The following is a 24,444-nucleotide window of genomic DNA, read 5'->3' as shown; positions in this document are numbered from 1 at the left end:
TTCCATGGCCCATCTCTTCCTCGTCAAGGACATCGCCTTCCAGGCCGGCTTGAGCACCGCCACCGTCGACCGGGTGCTGAACGGCCGGCCGGGTGTGCGTCAGCAGACGGAAATGCGGGTGAAGGCGGCGATCGCCGAGCTGGACAGGCAGCAGGCAGGCGCGATCGGCAGCGGCCGCATGCTGGCGATCGATATCGTCATGGAGACGCCGCAGCGGTTCAGCGATGCGGTGCGCGCCGCCTTCGAGGCCGAGATGGCGGCCTTCCTGCCCGGCATCTTCCGCTGCCGGTTCCATTTCGCCGAAGTGATGAAGCCGGCCGAGATGGTGCAGCTTCTCGACCGCATCCGCCTGCGCGGCACTGCTGGCATCGTGCTCAAGGGGCCCGATGTCGCCGAGGTGGCTGCCGCCGTCGCCCGGTTGGATACGGCCGGCATTCCTGTGGTGACGCTGGTGACCGACCTGCCGAATTCGGCGCGGATCGCCTATGCCGGCGCCGATAATCGGGCGGCGGGCGAGACGGCGGCCTATCTCATCGGCGAAATACTCGGGAGCCGTGGCGGCAAGGTGCTGGTGACGCTGTCGAGCGGGCGGTTTCGCGGCGAGGAGGAGCGCGAAATCGGCTTTCGCCGCATCATTCGCGCTCATTATCCCGAGATCGGCATCAGCGAAATCAGCGAGGGGCACGGCGCCGATGCGGCGACGGGAGCGCTGGCGGCCGCCGCTCTTGCGGCCGATCCCACGATCAACGCCGTCTATTCGATCGGCGGCGGCAACCGGGCGGTGCTGGCGGCCTTCGATGCGGCCAGGCGCCCGGTCAGCGTCTTTGTCGCCCATGACTTGGACGCCGACAACCGCGCCTTGCTTGCCGCGCGGCAGATCGGCTTCGTGCTGCATCACGATCTCAGAACAGATGCGCGTTCGGCTTTCAGGGCGATCATGGGCCGGGCGACGTCGCCGGGTCGGGCGGTTTCGGCCTCGCTGTCATCGGTCGAAATCATCACGCCCTATAATATGCCGGCGGGCGATTGAGCCAATCGGCTTCCTTCGATGCCGACTTCGGGCTACAGCTTCAACAGGAGTAGAGGTGATCGATATGGATTACAGCGACGTCAGCACGATTGCGGCCTGGATTACCGAGCAGGGACTGAAGGGCGCTTCGGAATCCGAACTCATGACCGGTTTCTGCGCGGCCTGCCGGAAGGCCGGCCTGCGGATCGACCGCGGCCTGGCGTTGATGGATACGCTGCATCCGGTGCATGAAGGCCGCGCCTTCCGCTGGGACAGCGAGGAACTGGTCGAGACGGAATTCGAATATGGCCCGTCGGGTACGGGCGAGGCGGCTGCGAGCTGGCAGCGTTCGTCCTTCTATCATCTCTGGTCGGGCAATGAGCGGGAGGTGCGCCGCCGCATCGGCTTCGGCGATCCGATCGATTTCAGCCAGCTCGACAAGATCGTCGAGGCCGGCCATACCGATTATATCGCGATGATGCATCGTTTCGCCGAGGCCGGCACGATCGGCGAGATGGATTGCTTCTTCTCGAATTTCTCGACGAAGCACCCCGAAGGCTTTTCCGACCACGACCTCGCCATCCTGCGCAAGCTGGTGCCGGTGCTGGGGCTGGCGATCAAGTGCATCGCGCTCGGGCGCATTGCCCGTACCATCGCCGAGGTCTATCTCGGCGAGGATGCGGCGCGCCAGGTGATGGAAGGCAAGATCAGCCGCGGCAAATCGGAGCGGATTTCAGCGGCGCTGTGGTTTTCCGATCTGTTGAACTACACCAAGATTTCCGATCGCGTGCCGCCGGAGGAAATCATCCCGCTGCTCAACGATTACAGCGAGGTGGCGATCTCGGCGATCCATGAAGCCGGCGGCAATGTGCTGAAGCTGATCGGCGACGGGGTGCTTGCCATCTTCAAGGGCGAGGCGACGCAGGAAACCTGCCGCGCGGCACTGAAGGCCGAAGCGCTTCTGCGGGAGAAGCTCCGCAAGCTGAACGACGAACGCAAGGCGGACGACAGGCCGACGACGGATGTCTATATCGGCCTGCATATCGGTGACGTTTTCTATGGTAATATCGGCAGCCAGGACCGGTTGGACTTCACCGTTATCGGCCCTGCCGTCAATGAGGTCAGCCGCATTGCTTCGATGTGCCGCTCGGTCGATCTCAACCTGTTGATCTCCTCCGATTTCGCCGCCGCGATCCCGGAGAACCAGCGCGCGGCACTCGCCTGTGTCGGGCGCTATGCATTGCGTGGCGTGCAGCGCGCCCAGGAGCTCTATACGCTCGACAGCGCCCGGCTGAATGCCTGATTTTCACTCACCTATCGCAGCAGTCCCTGGCCGCCGTCGATCCAGATCGGCGTGCCGGTGATGTGCCGGGCGCGCTCGGAGGCGAGGAAGAGGATGGTCTCGGCGACATCCTCGCTCTTGCCTGCCTTGCCGCCAGCAATCGGGATGTCGCCTTCCGGCCAGATGACCGGAACCTCCGTCTCTTCACGATGGCGGCTATCGGTATTGGCGTCGATACTGGTCTCGATCTCACCCGGGCAGACGGCGTTGACGCGAATGCCATGCCGGCCGAGCTCGAGGGCGAGCTGCTGAACCATGGCGACCTGGCCGGCCTTGGTGGCGGTATAGGCGGTGGCGCCCGGCGTGGTGAAGGTGCGGGTGCCGTTGATCGAGGAGACGACGACGATCGAACCGCCGCGGCACTTCAGATGCGGAACCGTCAGATGCAGGGTCAAATAGGTGCCGCGCAGATTGACAGCGATCGTCTTGTCCCATTCATCCGGCTTCAGATCGTCGATCGGCGCCCAGACGCCGTTGATCCCGGCATTGGCGACAACGATATCGAGGCCGCCGAAGGTCTCCGTCAGTGCCTTCACCGCGGCTCGCATTTGCGCTTCGTCGCTGGTATCGGCCGTCAAGGCGATCGACCGGCCGCCGGCGGCGTCGATTTCTTCGCAGGTCTTTTCGACCTCCTCGGCGGTGCGGCTCAGGGCTGCGACCTTTGCTCCCTCGGCAGCGAGCTTCAACGCGGCCGCTTTGCCGATGCCGGAACCAGCGCCGGTCACCAATGCGATCTTTCCCTTCAGCTCCATAGCCGAACCTCCTTGACCTTCTGCCGATAGCCAATGTTCGGCGCAGCTCTTGGTTCCGGCGGCGGCGTGTCGTCAGCCTATCTGAGGAGCGACTTCCTCAAGGCCCATTTCTCCGGCCCGTGAACGGCGGCAAAGAGCAGCCCGGCGAGGAAGGTGAAGTGATCGATGAAGAAGCCGATCTCGGACTGGTTCTGCTGCCAATGGGACGGGCCGTGGAAGGCAAAGGCGAGGAAGATCACATAGATGCCGGCGAGCAGGCTCGCCTCGGTGAAGAAGGCGCCGGATATGAAGGCGAGCGCCAGGGCGATCTCGAAGAAGGCGGCGACCCAGGTGAGCAGTGTCGCCATCGGAAAACCGGCGGCGGCGATATAGTCCGCCGTCGTACCGATGCCGGCGAACTTGAAGCCGGCCGCCATGAAAAAGATAAAACTGAAAATGACGCGGGCAATGATGATTGCGATCGCTCTGGCCATATGGAAACCTCCTCTTGAGCTTCTACTATGACGGATGAGAGGCTCGATGTCCGACACCATGAATGAAAAAGGGCCGCTTGCGCGACCCTTTCCTCTTACCACTCGGCAAAACTGCCATCGGCATGCCGCCAAATCGGGTTGCGCCAGCGATGTCCCTCCTTGGCGCGCTCGATGACATAGGCCTCGTCGACCTCGATGCCGAGGCCCGGCCCTTGCGGGATCGAGACGAAACCATCGGCATAGTGGAACACCTCCTTGTTGGAGATGTAATCGAGGATGTCGTTGCCGGTGTTGTAGTGGATGCCGAGGCTCTGTTCCTGGATGAAGGCGTTATAGCTGACGGCATCGACCTGCAGGCAGGCGGCTAGCGCGATCGGGCCGAGCGGGCAATGCGGCGCGAGCGCCACATCATAGGCTTCGGCCATCGCCGCGATCTTGCGGCATTCGGTGATGCCGCCGGCGTGGGAAAGATCCGGCTGGATGATGTCGACATAGCCGTCGGCGAGCACCTGCTTGAAGTCCCAGCGCGAAAAAAGCCGCTCGCCGAGCGCGATCGGGGTCGAGGTGTGGTTGACGATCTCGCGCAGCGCTTCCTTGTTTTCAGACAGCACCGGCTCTTCGATGAACATCAGCTTGTAGGGGTCGAGCTCCCTGGCGAGAACTTTCGCCATCGGCTTATGGACGCGGCCGTGGAAATCGACGCCGATACCGATATGCGGGCCGATCGCCTCGCGAATGGCGGCGATGGTTTCGACGGCCTTCTCCACCTTCTCGTTGGTGTCGACGATCTGCATTTCCTCGCAGCCGTTGAGCTTGATCGCCTTGAAGCCGCGGGCGACCACGTCTTTGGCGTTGTTGGCGACATCAGAAGGGCGGTCGCCGCCGATCCAGGAATAGACCTTGATGCGGTCGCGCAGCTGCCCGCCGAGCAGGGAATGGATCGGCTGGCCCAGCGCCTTGCCCTTGATATCCCAGAGCGCCTGATCGATGCCGGAAATCGCGCTCATATGGACGGCGCCACCGCGATAGAAGCCGCCGCGATACATCACCGTCCAATGGTCTTCGATCAGGAAGGGATCCTTGCCGATCAGATAGTCTTCCAGTTCGTGGACGGCGGCCTGGACGGTCAGGGCACGGCCTTCGACAACCGGTTCGCCCCAGCCAACGATGCCTTCATCGGTCTCGATCTTCAGAAACAGCCAGCGCGGCGGAACGATATAGGTGGTGAGTTTGGTGATCTTCATCTCAGGTCTCAATCTCTTCTCGGATTTGCGATGGGACAGCGCGTCCACAGCCTCTCGTGATTGATCATTTCGTCCTGCCGATCGCCTTCTCGGCGGCGGCAAGGTCGCGAACCGCAAGGTCGAGCATGCGATTGGCGCATTCCCTGGCGCCCGCCTTGTCGCGCATGCGCAAGGCTTCGACGAGTTCACCGTGAACGAGCACCGCATCCTCCCGGTTTTCGACGGCGATATTGGAGGCATGCAGCGCATATTTCAGGGCAGCATGGATGGCGCTGGACAGACGGCGGAACACCTGGTTGTGGCTGGCGGTGAGCAGCACCGTATGAAACATAACGTCGGCGTCGGTGAAACTTTCCGGATCGCCTGCGCTGTCGCGCATCTGCCGCCAGGCCTTGTCGAGATCGGCGATCTCCTGGGCGCTGGCGCGCTCTGCGGCATATTCGGCGGCGGCCGGTTCGATGGTGCGCCGGGCTTCGAGAATGCATCCGAGCAGATCGAAGTCCTTGATGTAAGGTCCCATCCAGTCGAGCACCTCGGCGTCCAGGATGTTCCAGTCGTCCCTGTCGCAGACAGTCGTTCCGACCCGCGGTTTGCCGCGCACGAGGCCTTTGGATTCCAGCACTTTCAGCGATTCACGAATGACGGTGCGGCTGACACCATAGAGGTCGCAAAGATCGTTCTCGCGGGGCAACGGCGAGCCCGAGGGATAGCGGTCTGCGCAGATATCCTGAGCGATTGCCGCCGTGACGTTGCGGCGGACACGCGGCCGGCGTTCGCTGCCGGAGCTTTCCGCTCGGGCCTGTTCCTCAGTCGATTCCAACTTCACCTCTCCGTGCTCTCTCCCGGGCAGCAACCGAACCTGATTATCCGAATTCGATCCGCTTTGCGACGGGTCCATCCGGCTCTCATGACTATCCTATTATCTAAATCATCATACTTTGGCAATTGACTGGTATGATGATTTATCATAATTCATTGGACGCTGCCTGGGAGGCAGCTGCTCGATTTCAGAGTTTAGGGAGAGAGACATGCGCTTGTTCAAAGCAGCCATCCTGGCTGGCACATTCGCCCTTCTGGCGGCCGGCTCGGCATTTTCCGCAGACGTCAAGATAGGGTTCATCGTCAAGCAGCCTGAAGAGCCCTGGTTCCAGGACGAATGGAAATTCGCCGATCAGGCCGCCAAGGAGAAAGGCTTCACCGTCGTCAAGATCGGCGCCGAAGACGGCGAGAAGGTTCAGTCGGCGATCGACAATCTCGGCGCCCAGGGTGCGCAGGGCTTCATCATCTGCACGCCCGACGTCAAACTCGGCCCCGGCATTGTCGCCAAGGCGGAAGCCAATCAGCTGAAGCTGATGACGGTCGACGACCGTCTCGTCAGCGCTGACGGCAAGCCGCTGGAAGACGTGCCGCATATGGGTATCTCGGCCACCAAGATCGGCGAAACCGTTGGGCAGGCAATCGTCGACGAGATCAAGAAGCGCGGCTGGGACATGAAGAATGTCGGCGCGGTCCGTATCTCCTACGACCAGCTGCCGACTGCCGTCGACCGCGTCGAAGGCGCGATCTCGGTGCTGAAGTCGGCCGGCTTCCCGGCCGAAAACATCTACGACGCGCCGCAGGCAAAGACGGATACGGAAGCAGCCCTCAACGCGGCAACCACCGTGCTCAACAAACATGCCGACGTGAAATACTGGGTCGCCTTCGGCCTTAACGACGAAGCCGTCCTCGGCGCCGTCCGCGCTTCGGAATCGGTCGGTATTCCGGCAACCAACGTTATCGGTGTCGGCATCGGCGGCGCGGAATCGGCGATCAATGAGTTCAAGAAGCCGGCTGCGACGGGCTTCTTCGGCACCGTCATCATCTCTCCGAAGCGTCATGGCTATGAAACGGCGCTTGATATGTACGACTGGATCGCCAACAACAAGGAGCCGGCAAAACTGACGTTGACCTCCGGTTCGCTGGCGCTGCGCGGCGATTACGAAAAGGTCCGCAAGGATCTTGGCATCGAATGATCATCCTTCCAGGATGACGAACGTCCGGCGGCGACTTCACCTGCCGCCGGGTCCTTCTCGATGGAGCGACGATGGCCTTCCTCGAATTCAACGATATTTCCAAGGGTTATCCCGGCGTGCAGGCGCTGGCGGGTGTTTCCTTCTCGGTCGAGAAGGGCGCCGTTCACGGACTGATGGGCGAAAACGGCGCCGGAAAATCGACGCTGATCCGGGTGCTGTCGGGCGATCAGGCCGCCGATGCCGGCCGCATCCTGATCGACGGCGAGGAGCAGAACTACGGATCGGTTCGCGACGCCTTCCATGCCGGCGTCATCGTCATCCACCAGGAACTGCAGCTGGTTCCGGAGCTGACGGTCGCCGAAAATCTCTGGCTCGGGCGCTTTCCGGCCAAGGGCGGCGTGATCCATGCCAAAACCCTGATCGAGACGGTGCGCTCGAAGCTCGAAGAGATCGGCATCGATGTCGATCCGTCGGCCAAGGTCGCTTCGCTTTCGATCGGTGCGCGGCAGATGGTCGAGATTGCCAAGGCCGTGATGCTCGATGCACGGGTGATCGCGCTGGATGAACCGACCTCCTCGCTTTCCTCGCGCGAAAGCGAAATCCTGTTTTCGCTCATCGACAGGCTGAAGGCGAAGGGAACGGTCATTCTCTATGTTTCGCATCGTCTCGACGAGATCTTTCGGCTTTGCGACAGCCTGACGGTGCTGCGCGACGGCAAGCTTGCTGCCCACCATCCTCGGATCGCCGAGACGACACGCGAGCAGATCATCTCGGAAATGGTCGGGCGTGAAATCAGCAATGTCTGGGGATGGCGCGAACGTGCGCTCGGCGGCGTCAGGCTGGAGGTCAAGGGCCTGTCCGGGCCGAAGCTGCGCAATCCGATCAGTTTTTCCGTCCGCCAGGGCGAGATCCTCGGTTTTTTCGGCCTGATCGGCGCTGGCCGCAGCGAAATGGCGCGGCTGCTCTACGGCGCCGACATCCGGCATCAGGGTCAGGTCACGATCGATGGCGTCGCCGTTTCGCCGAACAATCCGAAGGCGGCGATCAATGCCGGCCTGGTGCTCTGCCCCGAGGACCGCAAGTTCGACGGCATCGTCCAGGGCCGGTCGATCGAGGAGAATATCGCGATCTCCTCGCGGCGGCATTTCTCGCCCTTCGGCATTTTGAGCCTGAAACAGGAGGCGGCGCTGGCGGATCGGTTCATCGCCCGGCTCCGGGTGCGCACGCCATCGCGCAAGCAGGACATCATCAATCTCTCGGGCGGCAACCAGCAGAAGGTCATTCTCGGCCGCTGGCTCTCCGAGCAGGGTATCAAGGTTCTGGTGATCGACGAGCCGACGCGCGGCATCGATGTCGGAGCGAAATCGGAAATTTACGAAATTCTCTACGAGCTGGCGGCCGGCGGTATGGCGATCGTGGTGATCTCAAGCGAGCTGCCGGAGGTCATGGGTATTTCCGATCGCATCATGGTGATGTGCCAGGGCAGGGTGGCCGCCAATGTCGCCCGCCAGGATTTCGACGAGCGCAGCATCCTGACGGCAGCGCTTCCCGACAAGAATGCCGCAGGCACCATTTAAGACTGGAACACCGACGATGAATTCGTTGAAAAAAATCCTTCTCGGCGAACAGGGGCTGGTGGTGATCTTCACTGCTGCCTTCGTGATCGTCTCGCTCTTCGTTCCGAATTTTCTGACCGAGCGCAACATGCTGGGGCTGCTGCAATCGGTCGTCACGATCGGCATTGTCGCCTGCACGATGATGTTCTGCCTGGCCTCGCGCGATTTCGACCTTTCTGTGGGATCGATCGTCGCCTTCTCCGGCATGGCCGCGGTGATGGTGTCGAACGCCACCGGCTCCATCCCCCTCGGCCTGCTGGCCGCCCTGCTCTGCGGCGCCGTCGTCGGCTTCGTCAACGGCATCGTCATTGCCCGCTTTCGGATCAACGCGCTGATCACGACGCTCGCGACCATGCAGATCGTGCGCGGGCTGGCGCTGATCGCTTCGGATGGCCGCGCCGTCGGCATCAACGATCCTGCTTTCTATCAGCTTGCCCTGTCGCGCTTCCTGACCGTGCCGATGCCGATCTGGATCATGCTGATCCTTTTCCTCCTCTTCGGTTTCGTGCTCAACCGCACCGTCTTCGGCAAGAACACGCTGGCAATCGGCGGCAATCCCGAAGCGTCGCGGCTGGCGGGGGTCAACGTCGTCAACATGCGCATCTGGATCTTTGCGCTGCAGGGCCTCGTCTGCGGTATTGCCGGTATTCTGCTCGCCTCGCGCATCACCTCCGGCCAGCCGAATGCGGCGACAGGGCTCGAGCTTTCGGTGATTTCGGCCTGCGTCCTCGGCGGCGTTTCGCTGGCCGGCGGCCGGGCGGCGATGAGCGGCGTCATCGTTGGCGTACTGATCATGGGCATTGCCGAAAACGTTATGAATCTGCTGAACATCCAGGCATTCTATCAGTATGTCGTGCGCGGGCTGATCCTGCTGGTCGCGGTGCTGCTCGACAATTTGAGATCTTCGGCTGCGGGACGACGTGGATGAACCAGGGACGAGTTGCGGACCAAATCGAGCTGCGGCATGGCGATCTCGCCGTCCGGGTCAGCCGTCGGGGTGCTGCGGTTACCGCCGCCACCTATCGGGGGACACCTTTTCTCGTTGGGGCCGGTGGGCCGAATGGTGCGATGGCGAATTTCGCGATGGTGCCGTTCGGCAATCGTGTGGAAGGCAACGCCATGTCCTTTGCCGGACGCGACTATGCCTTCCAGCCGAATACCTCCGATGCGCTCTATCGGCATGGCGACGGCTGGCTCGGCCTCTGGCAGCTGGAAGAGGCCAGCGCGGAGCATGCACAGTTCTGCTTTTCCCGCAGCGCCGACAGTGTTTCACCCTATGCCTACCTGACCCGGCAGGAGATCCGTCTTGCCGGCGACGCTCTGGTGCTGACGCTTTCGGTGGAAAACCGGGGCGAAACCGCGCTTCCCTTCGGGCTCGGTCAACATCCCTTCTTGGCGCGGACGCCAATGACGAGGCTGACGATTGCGGCCGATCGCTACTGGAGCGAGCGGCCGGACAATCTCCTCGACGTGCCTGGTCCTGTGCCTGACCACTTCGATTTCAGATCCGAAAAGCTGTTGCCGCAGATGTGGATGAACAACGCGTTTGAGGGATGGGATGGGCGGGCTGTCATCGCCTGGCCGGAACTTGGAATTCAGGCGGCGCTGGAAGCCGATGGCGCGCTCGATCGCTTCATGCTGTATATGCCCGTTGATCGCAGCGACTTCTTCTGCCTCGAACCGATGAGCCACCTGCCGAACGGGCATCACCTGCCTGGTTTCGGGGGCTTGAAGCCGCTGGCGCCGGGGGAGGTTCTTGCCGGAAAGGTGACGATCCTGATGTCGGCGCTGCCGGTTCAACCGGAGGGCTGAAAGATGGGCGGCCGCCTGCAGGGCAAGAACATTCTGATCACAGGTGCGGCGCAGGGTATCGGCCTGGCGATCACGACGGCGTTCCTCCGGGAAAATGCCGCTGTCTTTCTCATCGACCGCGACGCTGCGCTGTTGGCGGAGACGGCGAAGGAACTCCAGAGCAATGGCGGACAACTCGGTTACCTGCCGGCCGATATTACCGATGCCGGAACAATCGCGACGGCGGTCGCGCGGGCGAGCAAAGAGATCGGACCGCTGAACGCGCTCGTCAACAATGCCGGGGTCAATGTCTTCGCCGAACCGCTCGAGACGACGGATGCCGAATGGGACCGCTGCTTCGACATCAATCTCAAGGGTGCATGGAACTGCTGCAAGGCGGTGTTGCCCGGCTTGATCGAACAAGGGGGCGGCGTCATTCTCAACATCGCCTCGACGCATGCTTTCACCATCATCCCGCACACATTTCCCTATCCGCTGGCAAAACACGCGCTGCTCGGGATGACGAAATCGCTGGGGCTCGAATATGCGGCCCGCAATATCCGGGTGAACGCGCTGGCGCCGGGTTATGTCTCGACGCAGAAGGTGATCGATTACTGGAACAGCTTCCCCGATCCGGAGGCAGCCAAGGCCGAGACGATGCGGCTGCATCCCGGTGGCCGCATCGCAACGCCGGAAGAGATCGCCATGGCGGCGGTGTTCATGATCTCCGACGAATGCCCGTTCATGAACGCCACCTGCCTGACGATCGATGGCGGTCTCAGCGTGCAGCAGCATTCCGTCTGAGAGGCATCGCCGACGCTGATTTTTACACGCCTGTCGTCTTCTGCAGATAGAGCGTTATATTGCCTGTCGGGAAGGCTAACCTGATCTTCCGCAGGCTTGGAGCGGCGGCGCCGCTGCCTGAAAGCTCAATCGAAAACAGGAGGACGGCATGCAGATCAATCGTACGGCTTCGGCTCATTGGAGCGGTGGCCTCAAGGACGGCAAGGGCCTGATCTCGACGCAGAGCGGCGCCCTGAAGGATTATCCCTACGGCTTTGCCAGCCGCTTCGAAGGCATTGCCGGCACCAATCCGGAAGAGCTGATCGGTGCAGCCCATGCCGGTTGCTTCACCATGGCGCTGTCGCTGATCCTCGGCGAGGCCGGCTTCACCGCCGAACACATGGAAACCTCGGCAAAGGTGACGCTCGAAAGCGTCGAGGGCGGTTTTGCCGTCACCGCCATCCATCTTTCCCTCTCCGGCCGTATTCCCGGCGCCGATGAGGCGACCTTCACCGAGCTTGCCAACAAGGCGAAGGCCGGCTGCCCGATTTCCAAGGCGCTCGCCGCCGTTCCGATCACGCTCGACGTCAAGCTCGGCTGATCTGCTGCTGCCGAGGGCGATGTGCCGCGCGCATTTTGCGTCGCGGCACTTTTCGTTTGCTTTCGATATCGTTCGATCGCTTGACGCAATCCCCACTTATATCTACCAAATAGACACGCATAGGATGCGCTGCCCGTCCTTTGAGATCGCTGCGTTGCGCCGCTGGGTATTGACAAGTGACGCCTGATATTTTACGACTGACGAAATTCAAAATTCGTCAGTCGTAAATCGAGGCATCGAAACTCATGGACGACATCGCGGAAAATACGCTCGACGTCACGCGACAGGAGAATGTCACGCGCATTCTCGATGCGGCCGAGCGGCTGTTTCGTCACTACGGTTACAGCAAGACGACGGTGGCCGACATTGCCCGCGATCTCGGCATGTCACCGGCCAATATCTATCGTTTTTTCGCCTCCAAGGTGGAAATCCACCAGGCGCTCTGCGGGCGCATGCTCGCCACCGCCTATCAGATCGCCTACGACATCCGCCATCAGCCGATCAGCGCCAGTGAGCGGCTGCGCCGCTATGTCGAGACCCAGCATCAATTGACGCTCGATCTGATGCTCGACGAGATGAAGGTGCACGAGATGATCATCGTCGCGATCGAGCGCGACTGGCACGTCATCGAAAAACATATCGACCGCGTCCATGATCTCATCGCCGAAATCATTGCCGAAGGCATTGCCGCCGGCGAGTTCGCCGAGCAGGACGCGGTCGTTGCCTCGCGCTGTTTCGGCGCCGCGACGATCAATCTCTGCCATCCGCAGATGGTGGCGCAATGTCTTGCCAAAACCAACCGCGCAAGCGTCGACGAGCTGATCGATTATGTGATCAGGGCGCTGAAGAAATAACAGGCGGCAGCCGCCGTCGAAAACCCCGAAACGATCCAGGAGTGCGGACGATGTTTTCGCTCAAGACCCTCAGCCACCGCATGCCGTCCGCCGCCAGCCTCCTGCTCGTCGGCGCCATCGGCATCGGTGCTTCCGCCTGCTCGGAAGAGAAGGCCGAGGTCAAGCAAGTCATCCGGCCCGTGAAGGTCGTCGAAATCGCCAAGGCCGGCGACACGCGCAAGCTCGATTATTCGGGCTCGGTCAAGGCGCGCACCGAGATGAACCTCGGCTTTCGCGTTGCCGGCAAGATCACCGAACGCCTCGTCGATATCGGCGACAAGGTGAAGCCGGGCGACGTTCTCGCCCGGATGGACTCCACCGACTACCAGCTGGCGGTCAAGACCGCGGAAGCCAATCTCGCGGCCGCCGAAAAAGGCGTTGAAACCGCCGATCTCGTCAACAAGCGCAATCAGCAGCTCTTCGACAAGAATGTTTCGCCGAAATCCCAGCTCGAGCAGGCTTCGCTCAGTTACGATCAGGCCGTTTCAAACCGCGATGCCGCCGCCTCGGCGCTCGACCAGGCGAAGAACCAGGTGAGTTATGCGGAGCTGAAGGCCGACTACAACGGGATTGTCACGACGATCAATGCCGATGTCGGCCAGGTCGTTGCCTCGGGCACTCCCGTCGTCACCGTTGCCGTCGACGGTGAGAAGGAAGTGCAGATTGCCGTTCCGGAAAACGACATTGCCGAATTCAAGCCCGGCAAGACAGTCAAGGCAAGCTTCTGGGCCGACGACCGGCTGGTGCTTGACGGCAAGGTGCGTGAGGTTTCCGGCAGTGCCGACCAGCAGTCGCGCACATTTGCAGTCCGGGTGAGCCTGCCGAACGATCCTCAGGTATTGCTCGGCATGACGGCGACCATCGAGGCCGACGTCAGCAATGGCAACAGCTATGTCTCGATCCCGCTCAGCGCGCTTGCTGTGAAGGACGGCAAGCAGATGGTCTGGACCGTCGATCGCGCGACGGCGACTGTGCATGGCCGCGACATCAAGGTCGCCGATTTCACCGGCGACGGCGTGCATGTGACCGAGGGCCTCGACACCGGCGATCTTGTCGTTTCGGCCGGCACACAGTTCATGAGCGAAAACCTGAAGGTGAAGGTGCCGGAACAGCAGTCGGCTCTGGCCGATACCGATCAGACCGTGCGTTGATCGCGCAAATCAAAGTCATTTGAGCATGATGTTCGCTCGAGAACCGCTGAGACTTTTCGGCATCATGTTCCAAAGGGATTAAGACCATGGACGCCAACACCACCGAAAAGCGGCCCTTCAATCTTTCGCGCTGGGCGATCGGACATCCGAGCATCGCGCGCTTCCTCTTCGGGCTGATCATCATTACCGGCGTGCTCGGCCTGATGCGCATGGGCCAGCGCGAGGACCCGGAATTCACTTTCCGCGTCATGGTCGTGCAGGCGATCTGGCCGGGCGCTTCCATCCAGGAAATGGAAGACCAGGTCGTCAACAAGATCGAGCGCAAGCTGCAGGAAACGCCGCATATCGACTGGGTCAAGTCCTATACCCGGGCCGGCAGCGCGATCATCACCCTGCAGGTCAAGGGCGATACCAATTCGCAGGAGGTTGCGGACGCCTTTTACCAGGTGCGCAAGAAGGTCGGCGACATTGCGAGCGAGCTGCCGCAGGGCCTGCTCGGCCCTTATTTCAACGACGAGTTCGGCGATACTTTCATCACGCTGCATTCGATCAGCGGCGACGGCTATTCCTATCCGGAACTGAAGAAATTCGCGATCCAGGCGCGCGACATGCTGCTGACGACACCGGGTGTCGAGAAGGCCGTCATCATCGGCGACCAGCCTGAGAAGATCTATATCGACGTTTCGTCCAAGGCGCTCGCCGAGCGCGGCCTGACGATCCTCGATCTGCAAAACGCCATCAAGGGCCAGAACAATATTGATCCGGCCGGTTCCGTCGATACCGGCCTGCGCTCGGTGCGAATTTCCGTCGAAGGCGACGTCAAGAAGGCGGCCGATATCCGCGAGCTCAGCCTTCGCGCCGGCGGCCAGGTGACGCGCCTCGGCGATATTGCCACCGTCAGTTCCGGGCTCGAAGATCCCTATCAGCGCAAGTACCGTTTCAACGGTCATGACAGCGTGCAGGTCGGCGTCGTCATGGCCAAGGGCTTCAACGTCACCGACGTCGGCAAGGGTGTGGAGGCGACCTATCAGCGCTTCGAGGAGGCTCTGCCTTACGGCGTCGCCGTCGATCAGATCGCCAACCAGCCCGACGTGGTGACGGATGCGGTCAGCGAATTCATGCATGCGCTCGGCGAAGCGCTTGTCATCGTGCTCGTCGTCTCGTTCCTGTCGATCGGCTGGCGCTCGGGTCTCGTCATCGCCATCGCCATTCCGCTGGTGCTCGCTGCCACCTTCGCATTGATGTACGAACTCGGCATCGACCTGCAGCGTATTTCGCTCGGTGCGCTTATCATCGCGCTCGGACTGCTGGTCGACGATGCGATGATCGTCGTCGAGATGATGGAGCGGAAGCTGGAAGAGGGGCTGGTCAAGATCGAGGCGGCAAGTTTCGCCTATTCCTCGACCGCCTTCCCGATGCTGACCGGCACGCTGATCACCACGGCCGGCTTCATTCCCGTCGGTTTCGCCGCATCGACGGCCGGCGAATATGTTCGTTCGCTGTTTTACGTCGTCGGCATCGCGCTGGTGACCTCGTGGTTCGTCGCGGTCTATTTCACGCCATGGCTCGGCTACATGATCCTCAAGCAGCGCCATCACGCCGGCGAGCATCACGGTGCTTTCGACACCGGCTTCTATCGCCGTCTGCGCGGCACGGTCGGCTGGGCGGTGCGCCACCGGGTGATTGTGCTGCTCTTGACGCTTGGCACCTTCGTCACCAGCCTCTGGGCGTTCCAGTTCATTCCGCAGAATTTCTTCCCGCAATCCTCGCGGCCCGAGATTCTCGTCGATCTCTGGCTGCCCGAGGGCACCAGCATTCGGGAAGTCGAGGTGCAGGCAAAGGCGCTCGAAGCGAAGATGATGGATGATCCCGACAAGCGGTTCATCGCCACCTATATCGGCGAAGGCGCGCCGCGCTTCTTCCTGCCGCTCGACCAGCAGCTGCGTAACCCGAACTTCGCCCAGCTTCTCGTCATGGCCAAGGACGAGCCGGCGCGCGAGCGGCTGATCGTCAAGCTGCGCACTATCCTGGCGGAAGATTTCCCATCGATCCGCGGCAAGGTCGACCGGCTCTTCCTCGGCCCGCCCACAGGCTGGCCGGTGCAGATGCGCATCATGGGGCCTGACCGCCAGGAAGTGCGAGCGATCGCCGATCAGGTAAAGGCGCGCTTTGTGGCCAATCCGATGCTCGGCGCCATCCATGACGACTGGCTGGAACCGGTGCCGGCAATGAAGCTGGTGATCGACCAGGACCGTGCCCGGGCGCTCGGCGTCACCTCGCAGCGCGTGCGCCAGATGTTGCAGACCGCCATGTCAGGTGCTGCGCTCGACGATTTCCGCGACGGCGAGGAGACGGTCTCGATCGTCGCCCGCGAGCCGGATGCCAGCCGCTCGCTGCTGTCGGCAGTCAATTCGGTCTACGTGCCGACGGATTTCGGCGGCTTCGTGCCGGTCTCGCAGGTCGCCAAGGTCGTGCCCGTCATGGAGCAGGGCATCGAATGGCGGCGGGACCGGCTGCCGACGATCACGGTGCGCGCGACGCTGCCGGATGGTGTGCAGCCGAACGACGTCGTCATGAAGATGTATGCCGACATGAAGGACCTGCGCGACAGCCTGCCGGCCGGCTATAACGTCGAGATCCAGGGCGGCGCCGAGGATGCGGCGGAAAGCCAGATGTCGATCGCCGCCAAGGCGCCGATCATGCTGGCCGTCATCATCGTGCTGCTGATGGTGCAGTTGCAGCATTTCGGCAAGGCGATGCTGGTGCTTGCCACCGGGCCGCTCGGCATCATCGGGGCTGCGGCCGCTTTGCTGATCAGCGGCGCGCCTTTCGGCTTCGTCGCGATCCTCGGCGTCATCGCGCTGCTCGGCATCATCATGCGCAACTCGATCATCCTGGTCGATCAGATCGATCAGGATATCAAGGCCGGCATGCACCGGCAGGAGGCGATCGTCGGTGCTGCCGTGCGGCGTTTCCGGCCGATCATGCTGACGGCGCTGACCGCCGTGCTAGCGCTGATCCCGATCTCGCGCGGCGTCTTCTGGGGTCCGCTCGCCTACGCGATGATGGGCGGCATCCTGGTTGCGACAGTGCTTACCATTCTGGTTCTGCCCGCCGGTTACGCCCTTTTCTTCGGCCGCGAGCCGAAGGCGAAGGACGAGCCAGGCCGGGATGCCGACGCCATCCAGGAAGAGGCGGATGACAGACATCCGCCGGCGTTGGCAGCCGAGTGAAGGCGGCGCGGCGAAAGCCGCGCCGTTTTCCTTTGCAAGGTGCGAGCCAGTCAAAGCGCGCATTTTGGGCGGTTCACGGAAACGCGAACCGCCCCCACTCGTTATTCCATCGTCATTCCACGAGGCCGCGCTGCTTCGCTCCGCTTTGAATTCGAGCGGCCGATTCCATTGCCGCCTTAAAGAAGTTAAGTTTGCGAAAGCATGCCGGGAGACCAGCCGCGATCTCGGCGATGCATTGCCGCCAGTCAGTTTGCGGTGGAGGCACGACCATGGCCGACTACCATCTGGAAGCAAGCTGGAGCCCGGTCGAGGGCAGTCCGGGACGTTTGACCTTGACGCTCTTCAATCTTTCACCCGAGCCGCTTTCCGGATTTTCGCTCGCCTATACGTCGCCGACGCGGGTTGCCGACACATATGTTTGCCACGGCGCCAGCCTGACGCGACAGGTTGCGAATTTCCACGAATTCCAGCCGCCCGAGGGGCTGAGCATTGCCCCGGGCGGCCACTGGCGATTCACCGTCGAGGGGCTGGCCGACGAACCCAAACATAGGACGGACGGCATCCGATCGGCCCGTCTGACGCTCGATGACGGCCGTCGCGTTGCGATCGGTTTCGGCGATCTCATGCTTGAAAGCCGGGATGGCGGTGTGTCGCCGCCGCTTCTGCCGCCGGGCCGGGTCGACGAACCCTATGCGCTGCTGCCCTGGCCGCTGTCGCTCGCTCTGAAAGCGGGAAATCTGCCGGTCGTCCTCTATCCCGCCGAAAGAACCCGGCCCGATACGATCAAGGCGCTCTCTCTGGTTCTTGCACTTTACCAGCGGCTTTATCCGGCCGATGACGCGCCATTCTCGCTTGTTGCCGTCAAAGGCGGGCGGGCCATTCGTTTCGTCACCGAATCGTCGATCGCCGCCTTCGCTTACGAACTGCGTTTCTCCGCCCATGAGGTCGTGCTTTCGAGTGCGGATGCAGCCGGGCGGCAATACGGGCTGATCAGCCTGGCGCAATTGCTGCACGGCGCCCGCGCCGATCGCGAGCGCTTCCAATTTCCCAATTTCGGCACGATCGCCGACCAGCCGCGCCATGAGTGGCGCGGCTGCCATCTCGATGTGTCGGGGCGGTTCTATCCGGTGGCGGACGTCATGCGGCTGATCGATATCCTCGCCTGGAACAAGCTCAATATTTTCCACTGGCACCTGACCGACGACGAAGCCTGGCGACTGGAGATCAAGGCCTATCCCCAGCTGACGGAAACCGGCGCACAGCGCGGCCCGGACGGGGCGCTTATGCCGGAGTTCAGCGATGGGTCGGAGGCGTCTGCCGGCCACTATACGCAGGATGACGTCAGGCGCATCGTTGCGCATGCTGGCTTTCTGCATGTCGAGGTGCTGCCGGAAATCGATATTCCCGGCCACAGCGCCGCGGCGCTGTCAGCGCTGCCCGATCTCGCCGACCGGCAGGAGCCGCCGGGCAGTTATCGTTCGCCGCAGGGCTATGCCAACAACGCGCTCAATCCGGCGGTCGAATTCACCTACGAATTCCTCGGCAAGGTGTTCGACGAAATGGCGGCGCTGTTTCCCAGCGCTTATGTCCATATCGGCGGCGACGAGGTGGCGCATGAAGCCTGGCGTTCCTCGCCGGCCTGCAAGGTACTGATGAAGCGGGAAAAACTTGCCGGCACCGCCGAGCTGCAATCCTATTTCCTGAAACGCATCAGGACCATGCTGTCGAAACGCGGCAGGAAGCTCGCCGGCTGGAACGAGGTCTCGCATGGCGGCGGCGTCGACCGCGACGGCACGCTGCTGATGGCTTGGGAAAGGCCCGAACTCGGCATCGAGTTGGCTGAGGATGGTTACGACGTGGTGATGACGCCGGGGCAAGCCTATTATCTCGACATGGCGCAGGCGCAAGCCTGGTCCGAGCCCGGCGCTAGCTGGGCGGGTTTTACGCCGCCCGAGCGCACTTATGCTTATGAGGCCGAGGCCGAGCTGCCGGAGGCGCTGAAGGGGAAGATGCGCGGCATCCAGGCCTGTATCTGGAGCGGCAACATCGCCTCGCGCGCCCAATTCAACCGACTGGTCTTCCCGCGTCTTCCGGCCATCGCCGAAGCGGCGTGGACGCCTTTGGCGCGCAAGGACTGGGATCGGTTCGCGGCGATCGTGCGAATGTGGCCGATGCTTTAAGACGCGACCGCTTCGGCCTTCAGCCCCAGCAGGGCTGCGCCGATCAAGCCGGGTTCGATGCGGCATTGGCTGGGCACCACCAGCGGGCGCTCGAACTTGCGCAGGATGCGGGCGCGCACTGCCTGGTCGAGTTCGGCAAGCAGCGGCTCGACATTGGAAAGCCCGCCGCCGACCGGCACGATGGTCGCGCCTGTTATGTTGATCGTCAGCGCCAAGGGCGAGGCGACGAGATCGACATAGACGTCGATGGTGCGCGTCGCCTTCTCCTCCCCATGCCGCCACTGACCGATGATCTCCTCGCTGGAAAGGTCGAGATCGTGCAGCGTTCGGTGCAGCCGCTCCAGGCCACGGGCGCCGCCGATGGTGTCGACGCAGCCCTTCTGGCCGCAGCCGCAGGCATAGGCGGGGATGGCCACAGGCGGATTGCCGGCTGCGGATGCGATGATCGGGCCGTGACCCCATTCGCCGGCAAAGCCGCCGGCCTCGTTGACGAGGCGCCCGTCGGCAACCAGGCCGCCGCCGACGCCGGTGCCGAGGATGGCGCCGAAGACGATGCGGTGGCCGCGGCCGGCGCCGAGACCGGCTTCGGCCATGGCGAAACAGTCGGCGTCGTTGGCGATCAGGACGGGCAAGCCGAGTTCAGCTTCGAGATCGACCGCGAGCGTGCGGTCGTGGATGCAGGGAATATTGGCGCAGATCAGGCGCTGCGTATCGGGATCGACGACACCGGCGATGGACAGCGCGATGCGGCTCGGCTCTTCGCCGGTCTCGGCGATGATGGAGCGCAGGGTCTCGACGAAAGCGGCGAAATCATCCCGAGGCGTGGGGCGGCGGCCGAGGGGAGCGATATCCGTCTCGGAGCGGGCGATGCCGCCCTTGATGGCGGAGCCGCCGATGTCGAATGAAATGATCATTGCCACTCTGCCGTTTCTCAGGGTCCTGCAGAGCGTCTGCTCGCACTGTTGGGTCGGAATTACAAGCTTTTCATTTGGCGTCGGGTTCAGGGTTGTGCCGTGTATCGCCCCTCTGCCCGGCGGGGCCGAAATTTCTCACCCCGCAAGTCATTCAATTGGCATATTGCGCCGCCAGAATTCGGCTCTACACTTCCATCATTTCCCGGATCCATGACAATCGAAAACGCCGATACCGACAGACGCAGAAGCCGAAGACCACGTCCCAAAGGCCGCCGCCTTTCATCCATCCTGCGGCAGATGGCCGCCGATCGGAGCCGGGAGCGGATTTCCATCGGCGATTTGTTCCAAACCATGGGCGACAGGGCGATCAGCGCGTTGATGCTGATTTTCGCGCTGCCGAACGCCTTCCCCACGCCGCCGGGCACCTCGGCCCTGCTCGGCGCCCCGCTGGTGTTCCTGGCAGTCCAATTGACCTTCGGTCTGAAACCCTGGCTGCCGAGGGCGATCGCCGACCGGTCGATGCGGCGGGAGGATTTCGAGACGATCGTCGGGCGCATCCATCGCTGGCTCGCCTGGGCGGAGCGCATGCTCAAGCCGAGGCTTGCGATCTTCGCCGAGCCGCCGGCGGAATATCTGGCCGGTCTCGCCTGCCTGCTGCTGTCGATCGTGCTGGTGCTGCCGGTTCCGCTCGGCAACATTCTGCCGGCGATCACCATTTCGGTCTTTGCCTTCGGTATCATGGGCCGTGACGGGCTCTTTGCGCTCGGCGGTTTCGTGATGACGGCGGTGTCGCTGGTCATCGCCGGGGGCGTGATCTACGGTCTGGTGAAGGCCGGCGTCTATCTCGTCATGCAATGGTTAGCCTGAATGGGATTTGCCTGAGCGGGGTTGGCCTGGCGGCCAGGGTTATTTGGCGGCGGCCTTTTCAACGGGCTCGACATTTGCCGGAATTTTGTTTTGATCTGGTGCGATAGATTCACATCATGGTCGGCGGCGGCAAGCCGGCTCACTTTGCGCGGTAGGCATTCAATGGCAAAAAGATCCGAGACTCCTGCACGGCTCGACGATGCGGCGCGGGCCGGCTGGCTTTATTACGTCGCCGGGCGCACCCAGGACGAAATTGCCGCCTCGATGGGAATCTCGCGGCAATCGGCGCAGCGGCTGGTGTCGCTTGCTGTGGCCGAACGTCTGATCAAGGTGCGGCTCGACCATCCGATCGCTGCCTGTCTTGAACTCGCCGATCAGTTGCGGCGAAAGTTCGGGTTGAAACATGTCGAGGTGGTGCCGAGCGATCCGGCTTCCTCGTCGACCACCGTCGGAATCGCCGAGGCGGCGGCGGCCGAAATCGAGCGCTGGCTGAAGCGGGCGGAGCCGATCGTGCTTGCGGTCGGCACCGGCCGCACGCTGAAGGCGGCCGTCGACCAGCTGCCGGCGATCGAATGTCCCAACCACCGCATCGTTTCGCTGACCGGCAATATCGCGCCAGACGGATCGGCGGCCTATTACAACGTCATCTTCAGCATGGCGGATGCGGTGAAGGCGCGGCATTTTCCGATGCCGCTGCCGGTGCTCGTCACCTCGGCCGAGGAGCGGGAGCTGCTGCACGGCCAGCAACTCGTGCGCTCAACGCTCGACATCAGCGCCCAGGCCGACGTCACCTTCGTCGGTATCGGCGAGCTCGGCATCGACGGTCCGCTCTGCGTCGACGGCTTTCTCGAGAAGGACGAGATGATGGGGCTGATGCGTGGGGGCGCCGTCGGCGAGATCTGCGGCTGGATCTTCGATGTCGACGGCAGGTTGCTCGACAACCCGATCAACGAGCGCGTCGCATCGGCGCCGATCCCGTCGCGCGATGCGTCGATGGTCATCGGGCTGGCCAAGGGCAAGCGCAAGTTCAAGGCGATCAGGGCAGCCGTTGTCGGTCATCAAATCAACGGACTGATCACCGACGAAGATACGGCTGAGTTTTTGCTCAGGAATTGAGCAAAAAATTTATATTTTAAATCAATAATATAGATCCGGCCTTCGGCGTTGCAGCAACGATTGCCGATTGACATTTTTTGCCGTCTGGTGAGTAATTGCCCATGAGCGAAGCGAATGCTCACACCCCATCTTCTGGGAGGAAGATATGACATTGAGAACTTTTCTGCTGGGCGCCTGCTCAGCGCTGGCGTTTGCCGGCATGGCTTCGGCCGAGACGCTGACAATCGCAACCGTGAACAACGGCGACATGATCCGGATGCAGAAGCTGACGGATGATTTCAAGGCGAAGAACCCCGGCATCGACCTTGAATGGGTCACCCTCGAAGAGAACGTGCTGCGCCAGAAGGTCACGACCGACATCGCGACCAAGGGCGGCCAGTACGACGTTCTGACGATCGGCACCTATGAAGTTCCGATCTGGGCAAAGCAGGGCTGGCTGCTGCCGCTCGACAATCTCGGCGCCAATTACGACGTCGATGACCTGCTGCCGGCAATCCGCAGCGGCCTGACCACGGATGGCAAGCTCTATGCGGCGCCGTTCTACGGCGAAAGCTCCATGGTCATGTACCGCAAGGACCTGTTCGATGCCGCCGGGCTGAAGATGCCCGACGCGCCGACCTGGGACTTCATCGCAGACGCTGCGAAGAAGGTCACCAACAAGGACAAGGAAATCTACGGCATCTGCCTGCGCGGCAAGGCCGGCTGGGGCGAAAACATGGCCTTCCTGACGGCCATGTCGAACTCCTTCGGCGCGCGCTGGTTCGATGAGAAGTGGAAGCCGCAGTTCGATCAGCCCGAGTGGAAGGACACGCTGAACTTCTACGTCAACCTGATGAAGGAAGCCGGCCCTCCGGGCGCTTCCTCCAACGGCTTCAACGAAAATCTGGCGCTCTTCCAGACCGGCAAGTGCGGCATGTGGATCGACGCAACGGTTGCCGCTTCCTTCGTCTCCGACCCGAAGCAGTCGCAGGTCGCCGACAAGGTCGGCTTCGCGCTCGCCCCGGACAAGGGCCTCGGCAAGCGCGGCAACTGGCTCTGGGCCTGGAGCCTCGCCATTCCGGCAGGCTCGCAGAAGGTCGAAGCGGCCGAGAAGTTCGTCGCCTGGGCCACGAGCAAGGACTACACCAACCTCGTTGCCGAGAAGGAAGGCTGGCTGAATGCACCTCCCGGAACCCGCAGCTCGCTCTATGCGAATGCGGAGTATCAGAAGGCGGCTCCCTTCGCCAAGACGACGCTCGACTCGATCAACTCGGCTGATCCGAGCAAGCCGACCGTCAAGCCGGTCCCCTATGTCGGCGTCCAGTTCGTGGCGATCCCGGAATTCCAGGGCATCGGCACGGCGGTGGGCCAGCAGTTCTCGGCAGCCCTTGCCGGCCAGATTTCGGTCGACCAGGCCCTGCAGAGCGCACAGCAGCTGGCAACTCGCGAAATGACCAAAGCCGGCTACATCAAATAGCACCTCCCGAGCCGAGGGGCGGATCCTTGACAATCCGCCCCTCCCGGCCGCCGATCGCCGAACTGCATCGGCGGCCTCTTTTTCAGACAAAGCTTTCCTGCGACCGCTCCCCGCGTCAGATCAGATCGGTGATTGCCATGGCGACCTTACACACCCGCTCCGCAGCACGCATGATGATTGCACCCTCCGTGCTGTTGCTCTTTGCGTGGATGATCGTTCCGCTTGCGATGACGATCTATTTCTCACTGCTGAATTACAATCTGCTCAGCCCCGGCATGGAGAGCTTCGTCGGTTTCCTGAACTACGAATATTTCCTGTCCGATCCGGCCTTCTTCGCGGCGCTGATCAATACACTGCTGCTCGTCGCCGGCGTGTTGCTGATCACCGTCATCGGCGGCATCGCCTTCGCGCTGCTGCTCGACCAGCCGATGTACGGCCAGGGCATCGTGCGCATCCTGGTGATCGCGCCTTTCTTCGTCATGCCGACGGTGGCAGCCCTCGTCTGGAAGAACATGTTCATGAACCCGGTCAACGGCCTGTTTGCGCATCTCGCAAAGGCGCTCGGCCTGCAGCCGATTGACTGGCTTGCGAATGCGCCGCTGTTTTCCGTCATTCTCATCGTCGCCTGGCAGTGGCTGCCCTTTGCCACCCTTATCATGCTGACGGCGCTGCAGTCGCTCGACGAGGAGCAGAAGGAGGCCTCCGAAATGGACGGCGCCGGGCCGATCTCGAGATTCATCTATATCATCCTGCCGCACATGGCGCGTGCCATCACCGTGGTGATCCTGATCCAGACGATCTTCCTGCTTTCGGTTTTCGCCGAAATCCTGGTCACCACCAATGGCGGGCCGGGCACCGACAGCACCAACCTCACCTATCTCGTCTATGCCCAGGCACTGCTGCAATTCGATATCGGCGGCGCTTCGGCCGGCGGCATCGTCGCGGTCGTACTCGCCAATATCGTTGCGATCTTCCTCGTGCGCCTCGTCGGCAAGAATCTGGAGGCTTGAG

The 24,444-nt window shown here is 62.3% G+C and carries 21 protein-coding genes; 16 read left to right on the top strand and 5 right to left on the bottom strand.

Features of this window, described 5'->3' with window-relative positions:
* Positions 1 to 4 precede the first annotated feature (4 nt).
* Together GGD57_RS21920 and GGD57_RS21915 are read left to right on the top strand one after the other, a co-directional pair.
* On the top strand, positions 5 to 1,030 hold the full coding sequence (locus GGD57_RS21920) for a LacI family DNA-binding transcriptional regulator (RefSeq protein ID WP_184472366.1): 1,026 nt from the start codon (positions 5 to 7) through the stop codon (positions 1,028 to 1,030).
* 64 nt (positions 1,031 to 1,094) lie between these two features.
* Entirely contained in the window at positions 1,095 to 2,312 is a 1,218-nt protein-coding gene (locus GGD57_RS21915) for an adenylate/guanylate cyclase domain-containing protein (RefSeq protein WP_184472365.1), read from the top strand.
* 11 nt (positions 2,313 to 2,323) lie between these two features.
* On the opposite strand, the gene GGD57_RS21910 is transcribed toward GGD57_RS21915, so the two are convergent.
* The 4 genes from GGD57_RS21910 to GGD57_RS21895 form a co-directional block, all read right to left on the bottom strand.
* Positions 2,324 to 3,103, bottom strand: coding sequence for an SDR family oxidoreductase (locus tag GGD57_RS21910; RefSeq protein ID WP_184472364.1), 780 nt, complete (start codon positions 3,101 to 3,103; stop codon positions 2,324 to 2,326).
* Positions 3,104 to 3,180: 77 nt separating this feature from the next.
* Positions 3,181 to 3,576: a DoxX family protein gene (locus tag GGD57_RS21905; protein WP_184472363.1), complete on the bottom strand. Its 396-nt coding sequence runs from the start codon at positions 3,574 to 3,576 to the stop codon at positions 3,181 to 3,183.
* 95 nt (positions 3,577 to 3,671) lie between these two features.
* Entirely contained in the window at positions 3,672 to 4,820 is a 1,149-nt protein-coding gene (gene dgoD / locus GGD57_RS21900) for a galactonate dehydratase (protein WP_184472362.1), read from the bottom strand.
* 64 nt (positions 4,821 to 4,884) lie between these two features.
* A complete protein-coding gene (locus GGD57_RS21895) occupies positions 4,885 to 5,646 on the bottom strand; it encodes an FCD domain-containing protein (RefSeq protein WP_184472361.1) in 762 nt (253 codons plus the stop codon).
* Positions 5,647 to 5,848: 202 nt separating this feature from the next.
* On the opposite strand from GGD57_RS21895, the gene GGD57_RS21890 reads away from it, so the two are divergent.
* From GGD57_RS21890 to GGD57_RS21845, 10 genes are all read left to right on the top strand, one after another.
* Complete coding sequence (locus tag GGD57_RS21890) at positions 5,849 to 6,832, top strand: arabinose ABC transporter substrate-binding protein (RefSeq protein WP_184472360.1); 984 nt, start codon at positions 5,849 to 5,851, stop codon at positions 6,830 to 6,832.
* A gap of 71 nt (positions 6,833 to 6,903) precedes the next feature.
* Entirely contained in the window at positions 6,904 to 8,409 is a 1,506-nt protein-coding gene (gene araG, locus GGD57_RS21885) for an L-arabinose ABC transporter ATP-binding protein AraG (RefSeq protein WP_184472359.1), read from the top strand.
* Positions 8,410 to 8,425: 16 nt separating this feature from the next.
* Positions 8,426 to 9,376, top strand: coding sequence for an L-arabinose ABC transporter permease AraH (araH, locus tag GGD57_RS21880; RefSeq protein ID WP_184472358.1), 951 nt, complete (start codon positions 8,426 to 8,428; stop codon positions 9,374 to 9,376).
* Positions 9,373 to 10,260, top strand: a complete 888-nt coding sequence (locus GGD57_RS21875; RefSeq protein WP_184472357.1) for an aldose 1-epimerase — start codon at positions 9,373 to 9,375, stop codon at positions 10,258 to 10,260. Before araH ends, GGD57_RS21875 begins: the two co-directional genes overlap by 4 nt.
* A gap of 3 nt (positions 10,261 to 10,263) precedes the next feature.
* Complete coding sequence (locus GGD57_RS21870; RefSeq protein ID WP_184472356.1) at positions 10,264 to 11,043, top strand: SDR family oxidoreductase; 780 nt, start codon at positions 10,264 to 10,266, stop codon at positions 11,041 to 11,043.
* Positions 11,044 to 11,191: 148 nt separating this feature from the next.
* Positions 11,192 to 11,623, top strand: coding sequence for an OsmC family protein (locus tag GGD57_RS21865; protein WP_126907627.1), 432 nt, complete (start codon positions 11,192 to 11,194; stop codon positions 11,621 to 11,623).
* A gap of 245 nt (positions 11,624 to 11,868) precedes the next feature.
* The gene (locus GGD57_RS21860; RefSeq protein ID WP_184472355.1) at positions 11,869 to 12,477 is read left to right on the top strand and encodes a TetR family transcriptional regulator; all 609 of its coding nucleotides are present in this window, start codon (positions 11,869 to 11,871) and stop codon (positions 12,475 to 12,477) included.
* A 50-nt stretch (positions 12,478 to 12,527) separates the two neighbouring features.
* Positions 12,528 to 13,667 carry an efflux RND transporter periplasmic adaptor subunit gene (locus GGD57_RS21855; protein WP_184472354.1) on the top strand — a complete coding sequence of 380 codons (1,140 nt, stop codon included), beginning with the start codon at positions 12,528 to 12,530 and terminating at the stop codon, positions 13,665 to 13,667.
* An 86-nt stretch (positions 13,668 to 13,753) separates the two neighbouring features.
* Entirely contained in the window at positions 13,754 to 16,900 is a 3,147-nt protein-coding gene (locus GGD57_RS21850) for an efflux RND transporter permease subunit (RefSeq protein ID WP_184472353.1), read from the top strand.
* Between the two features lie 269 nt (positions 16,901 to 17,169).
* A complete protein-coding gene (locus GGD57_RS21845; protein ID WP_184472352.1) occupies positions 17,170 to 19,080 on the top strand; it encodes a beta-N-acetylhexosaminidase in 1,911 nt (636 codons plus the stop codon).
* On the opposite strand, the gene GGD57_RS21840 is transcribed toward GGD57_RS21845, so the two are convergent.
* Positions 19,077 to 19,994 (bottom strand): ROK family protein, encoded by a 918-nt coding sequence (locus GGD57_RS21840; protein ID WP_184472351.1) that lies wholly within the window; start codon positions 19,992 to 19,994, stop codon positions 19,077 to 19,079. The genes GGD57_RS21845 and GGD57_RS21840 overlap by 4 nt on opposite strands.
* Positions 19,995 to 20,282: 288 nt before the next feature.
* Here GGD57_RS21840 and GGD57_RS21835 point away from each other — a divergent pair, with 288 nt between their 5' ends.
* The 4 genes from GGD57_RS21835 (at position 20,283) to GGD57_RS21820 (ending at position 24,443) form a co-directional block, all read left to right on the top strand.
* Positions 20,283 to 20,861 (top strand): exopolysaccharide biosynthesis protein, encoded by a 579-nt coding sequence (locus tag GGD57_RS21835; RefSeq protein ID WP_184472381.1) that lies wholly within the window; start codon positions 20,283 to 20,285, stop codon positions 20,859 to 20,861.
* Between the two features lie 162 nt (positions 20,862 to 21,023).
* Positions 21,024 to 21,977: a sugar-binding transcriptional regulator gene (locus GGD57_RS21830; RefSeq protein ID WP_085738458.1), complete on the top strand. Its 954-nt coding sequence runs from the start codon at positions 21,024 to 21,026 to the stop codon at positions 21,975 to 21,977.
* A gap of 145 nt (positions 21,978 to 22,122) precedes the next feature.
* Positions 22,123 to 23,433, top strand: coding sequence for an ABC transporter substrate-binding protein (locus GGD57_RS21825; protein WP_184472350.1), 1,311 nt, complete (start codon positions 22,123 to 22,125; stop codon positions 23,431 to 23,433).
* A gap of 137 nt (positions 23,434 to 23,570) precedes the next feature.
* Positions 23,571 to 24,443, top strand: coding sequence for a carbohydrate ABC transporter permease (locus tag GGD57_RS21820; RefSeq protein WP_126907619.1), 873 nt, complete (start codon positions 23,571 to 23,573; stop codon positions 24,441 to 24,443).
* Position 24,444 lies beyond the last annotated feature (1 nt).

The sequence above is a fragment of the Rhizobium esperanzae genome (assembly GCF_014197615.1).
Taxonomy (GTDB): domain Bacteria; phylum Pseudomonadota; class Alphaproteobacteria; order Rhizobiales; family Rhizobiaceae; genus Rhizobium; species Rhizobium esperanzae_A.
The sequence above is the reverse complement of the archived record's forward strand: the minus strand, read 5'-3'. Positions and strand labels throughout refer to the sequence as shown.

What these genes read in the sequence shown, in the direction of transcription:
- GGD57_RS21920 (WP_184472366.1), top strand. Translation starts at nt 5, where the DNA reads ATGGCCCATCTCTTCCTCGTCAAGGACATCGCCTTCCAGGCCGGCTTG.
- GGD57_RS21915 (WP_184472365.1), top strand. Translation starts at nt 1,095, where the DNA reads ATGGATTACAGCGACGTCAGCACGATTGCGGCCTGGATTACCGAGCAG.
- GGD57_RS21910 (WP_184472364.1), bottom strand. Translation starts at nt 3,103, where the DNA reads ATGGAGCTGAAGGGAAAGATCGCATTGGTGACCGGCGCTGGTTCCGGC.
- GGD57_RS21905 (WP_184472363.1), bottom strand. Translation starts at nt 3,576, where the DNA reads ATGGCCAGAGCGATCGCAATCATCATTGCCCGCGTCATTTTCAGTTTT.
- dgoD (WP_184472362.1), bottom strand. Translation starts at nt 4,820, where the DNA reads ATGAAGATCACCAAACTCACCACCTATATCGTTCCGCCGCGCTGGCTG.
- GGD57_RS21890 (WP_184472360.1), top strand. Translation starts at nt 5,849, where the DNA reads ATGCGCTTGTTCAAAGCAGCCATCCTGGCTGGCACATTCGCCCTTCTG.
- araG (WP_184472359.1), top strand. Translation starts at nt 6,904, where the DNA reads ATGGCCTTCCTCGAATTCAACGATATTTCCAAGGGTTATCCCGGCGTG.
- araH (WP_184472358.1), top strand. Translation starts at nt 8,426, where the DNA reads ATGAATTCGTTGAAAAAAATCCTTCTCGGCGAACAGGGGCTGGTGGTG.
- GGD57_RS21875 (WP_184472357.1), top strand. Translation starts at nt 9,373, where the DNA reads ATGAACCAGGGACGAGTTGCGGACCAAATCGAGCTGCGGCATGGCGAT.
- GGD57_RS21870 (WP_184472356.1), top strand. Translation starts at nt 10,264, where the DNA reads ATGGGCGGCCGCCTGCAGGGCAAGAACATTCTGATCACAGGTGCGGCG.
- GGD57_RS21865 (WP_126907627.1), top strand. Translation starts at nt 11,192, where the DNA reads ATGCAGATCAATCGTACGGCTTCGGCTCATTGGAGCGGTGGCCTCAAG.
- GGD57_RS21860 (WP_184472355.1), top strand. Translation starts at nt 11,869, where the DNA reads ATGGACGACATCGCGGAAAATACGCTCGACGTCACGCGACAGGAGAAT.
- GGD57_RS21855 (WP_184472354.1), top strand. Translation starts at nt 12,528, where the DNA reads ATGTTTTCGCTCAAGACCCTCAGCCACCGCATGCCGTCCGCCGCCAGC.
- GGD57_RS21850 (WP_184472353.1), top strand. Translation starts at nt 13,754, where the DNA reads ATGGACGCCAACACCACCGAAAAGCGGCCCTTCAATCTTTCGCGCTGG.
- GGD57_RS21845 (WP_184472352.1), top strand. Translation starts at nt 17,170, where the DNA reads ATGGCCGACTACCATCTGGAAGCAAGCTGGAGCCCGGTCGAGGGCAGT.
- GGD57_RS21840 (WP_184472351.1), bottom strand. Translation starts at nt 19,994, where the DNA reads ATGATCATTTCATTCGACATCGGCGGCTCCGCCATCAAGGGCGGCATC.
- GGD57_RS21830 (WP_085738458.1), top strand. Translation starts at nt 21,024, where the DNA reads ATGGCAAAAAGATCCGAGACTCCTGCACGGCTCGACGATGCGGCGCGG.
- GGD57_RS21825 (WP_184472350.1), top strand. Translation starts at nt 22,123, where the DNA reads ATGACATTGAGAACTTTTCTGCTGGGCGCCTGCTCAGCGCTGGCGTTT.
- GGD57_RS21820 (WP_126907619.1), top strand. Translation starts at nt 23,571, where the DNA reads ATGGCGACCTTACACACCCGCTCCGCAGCACGCATGATGATTGCACCC.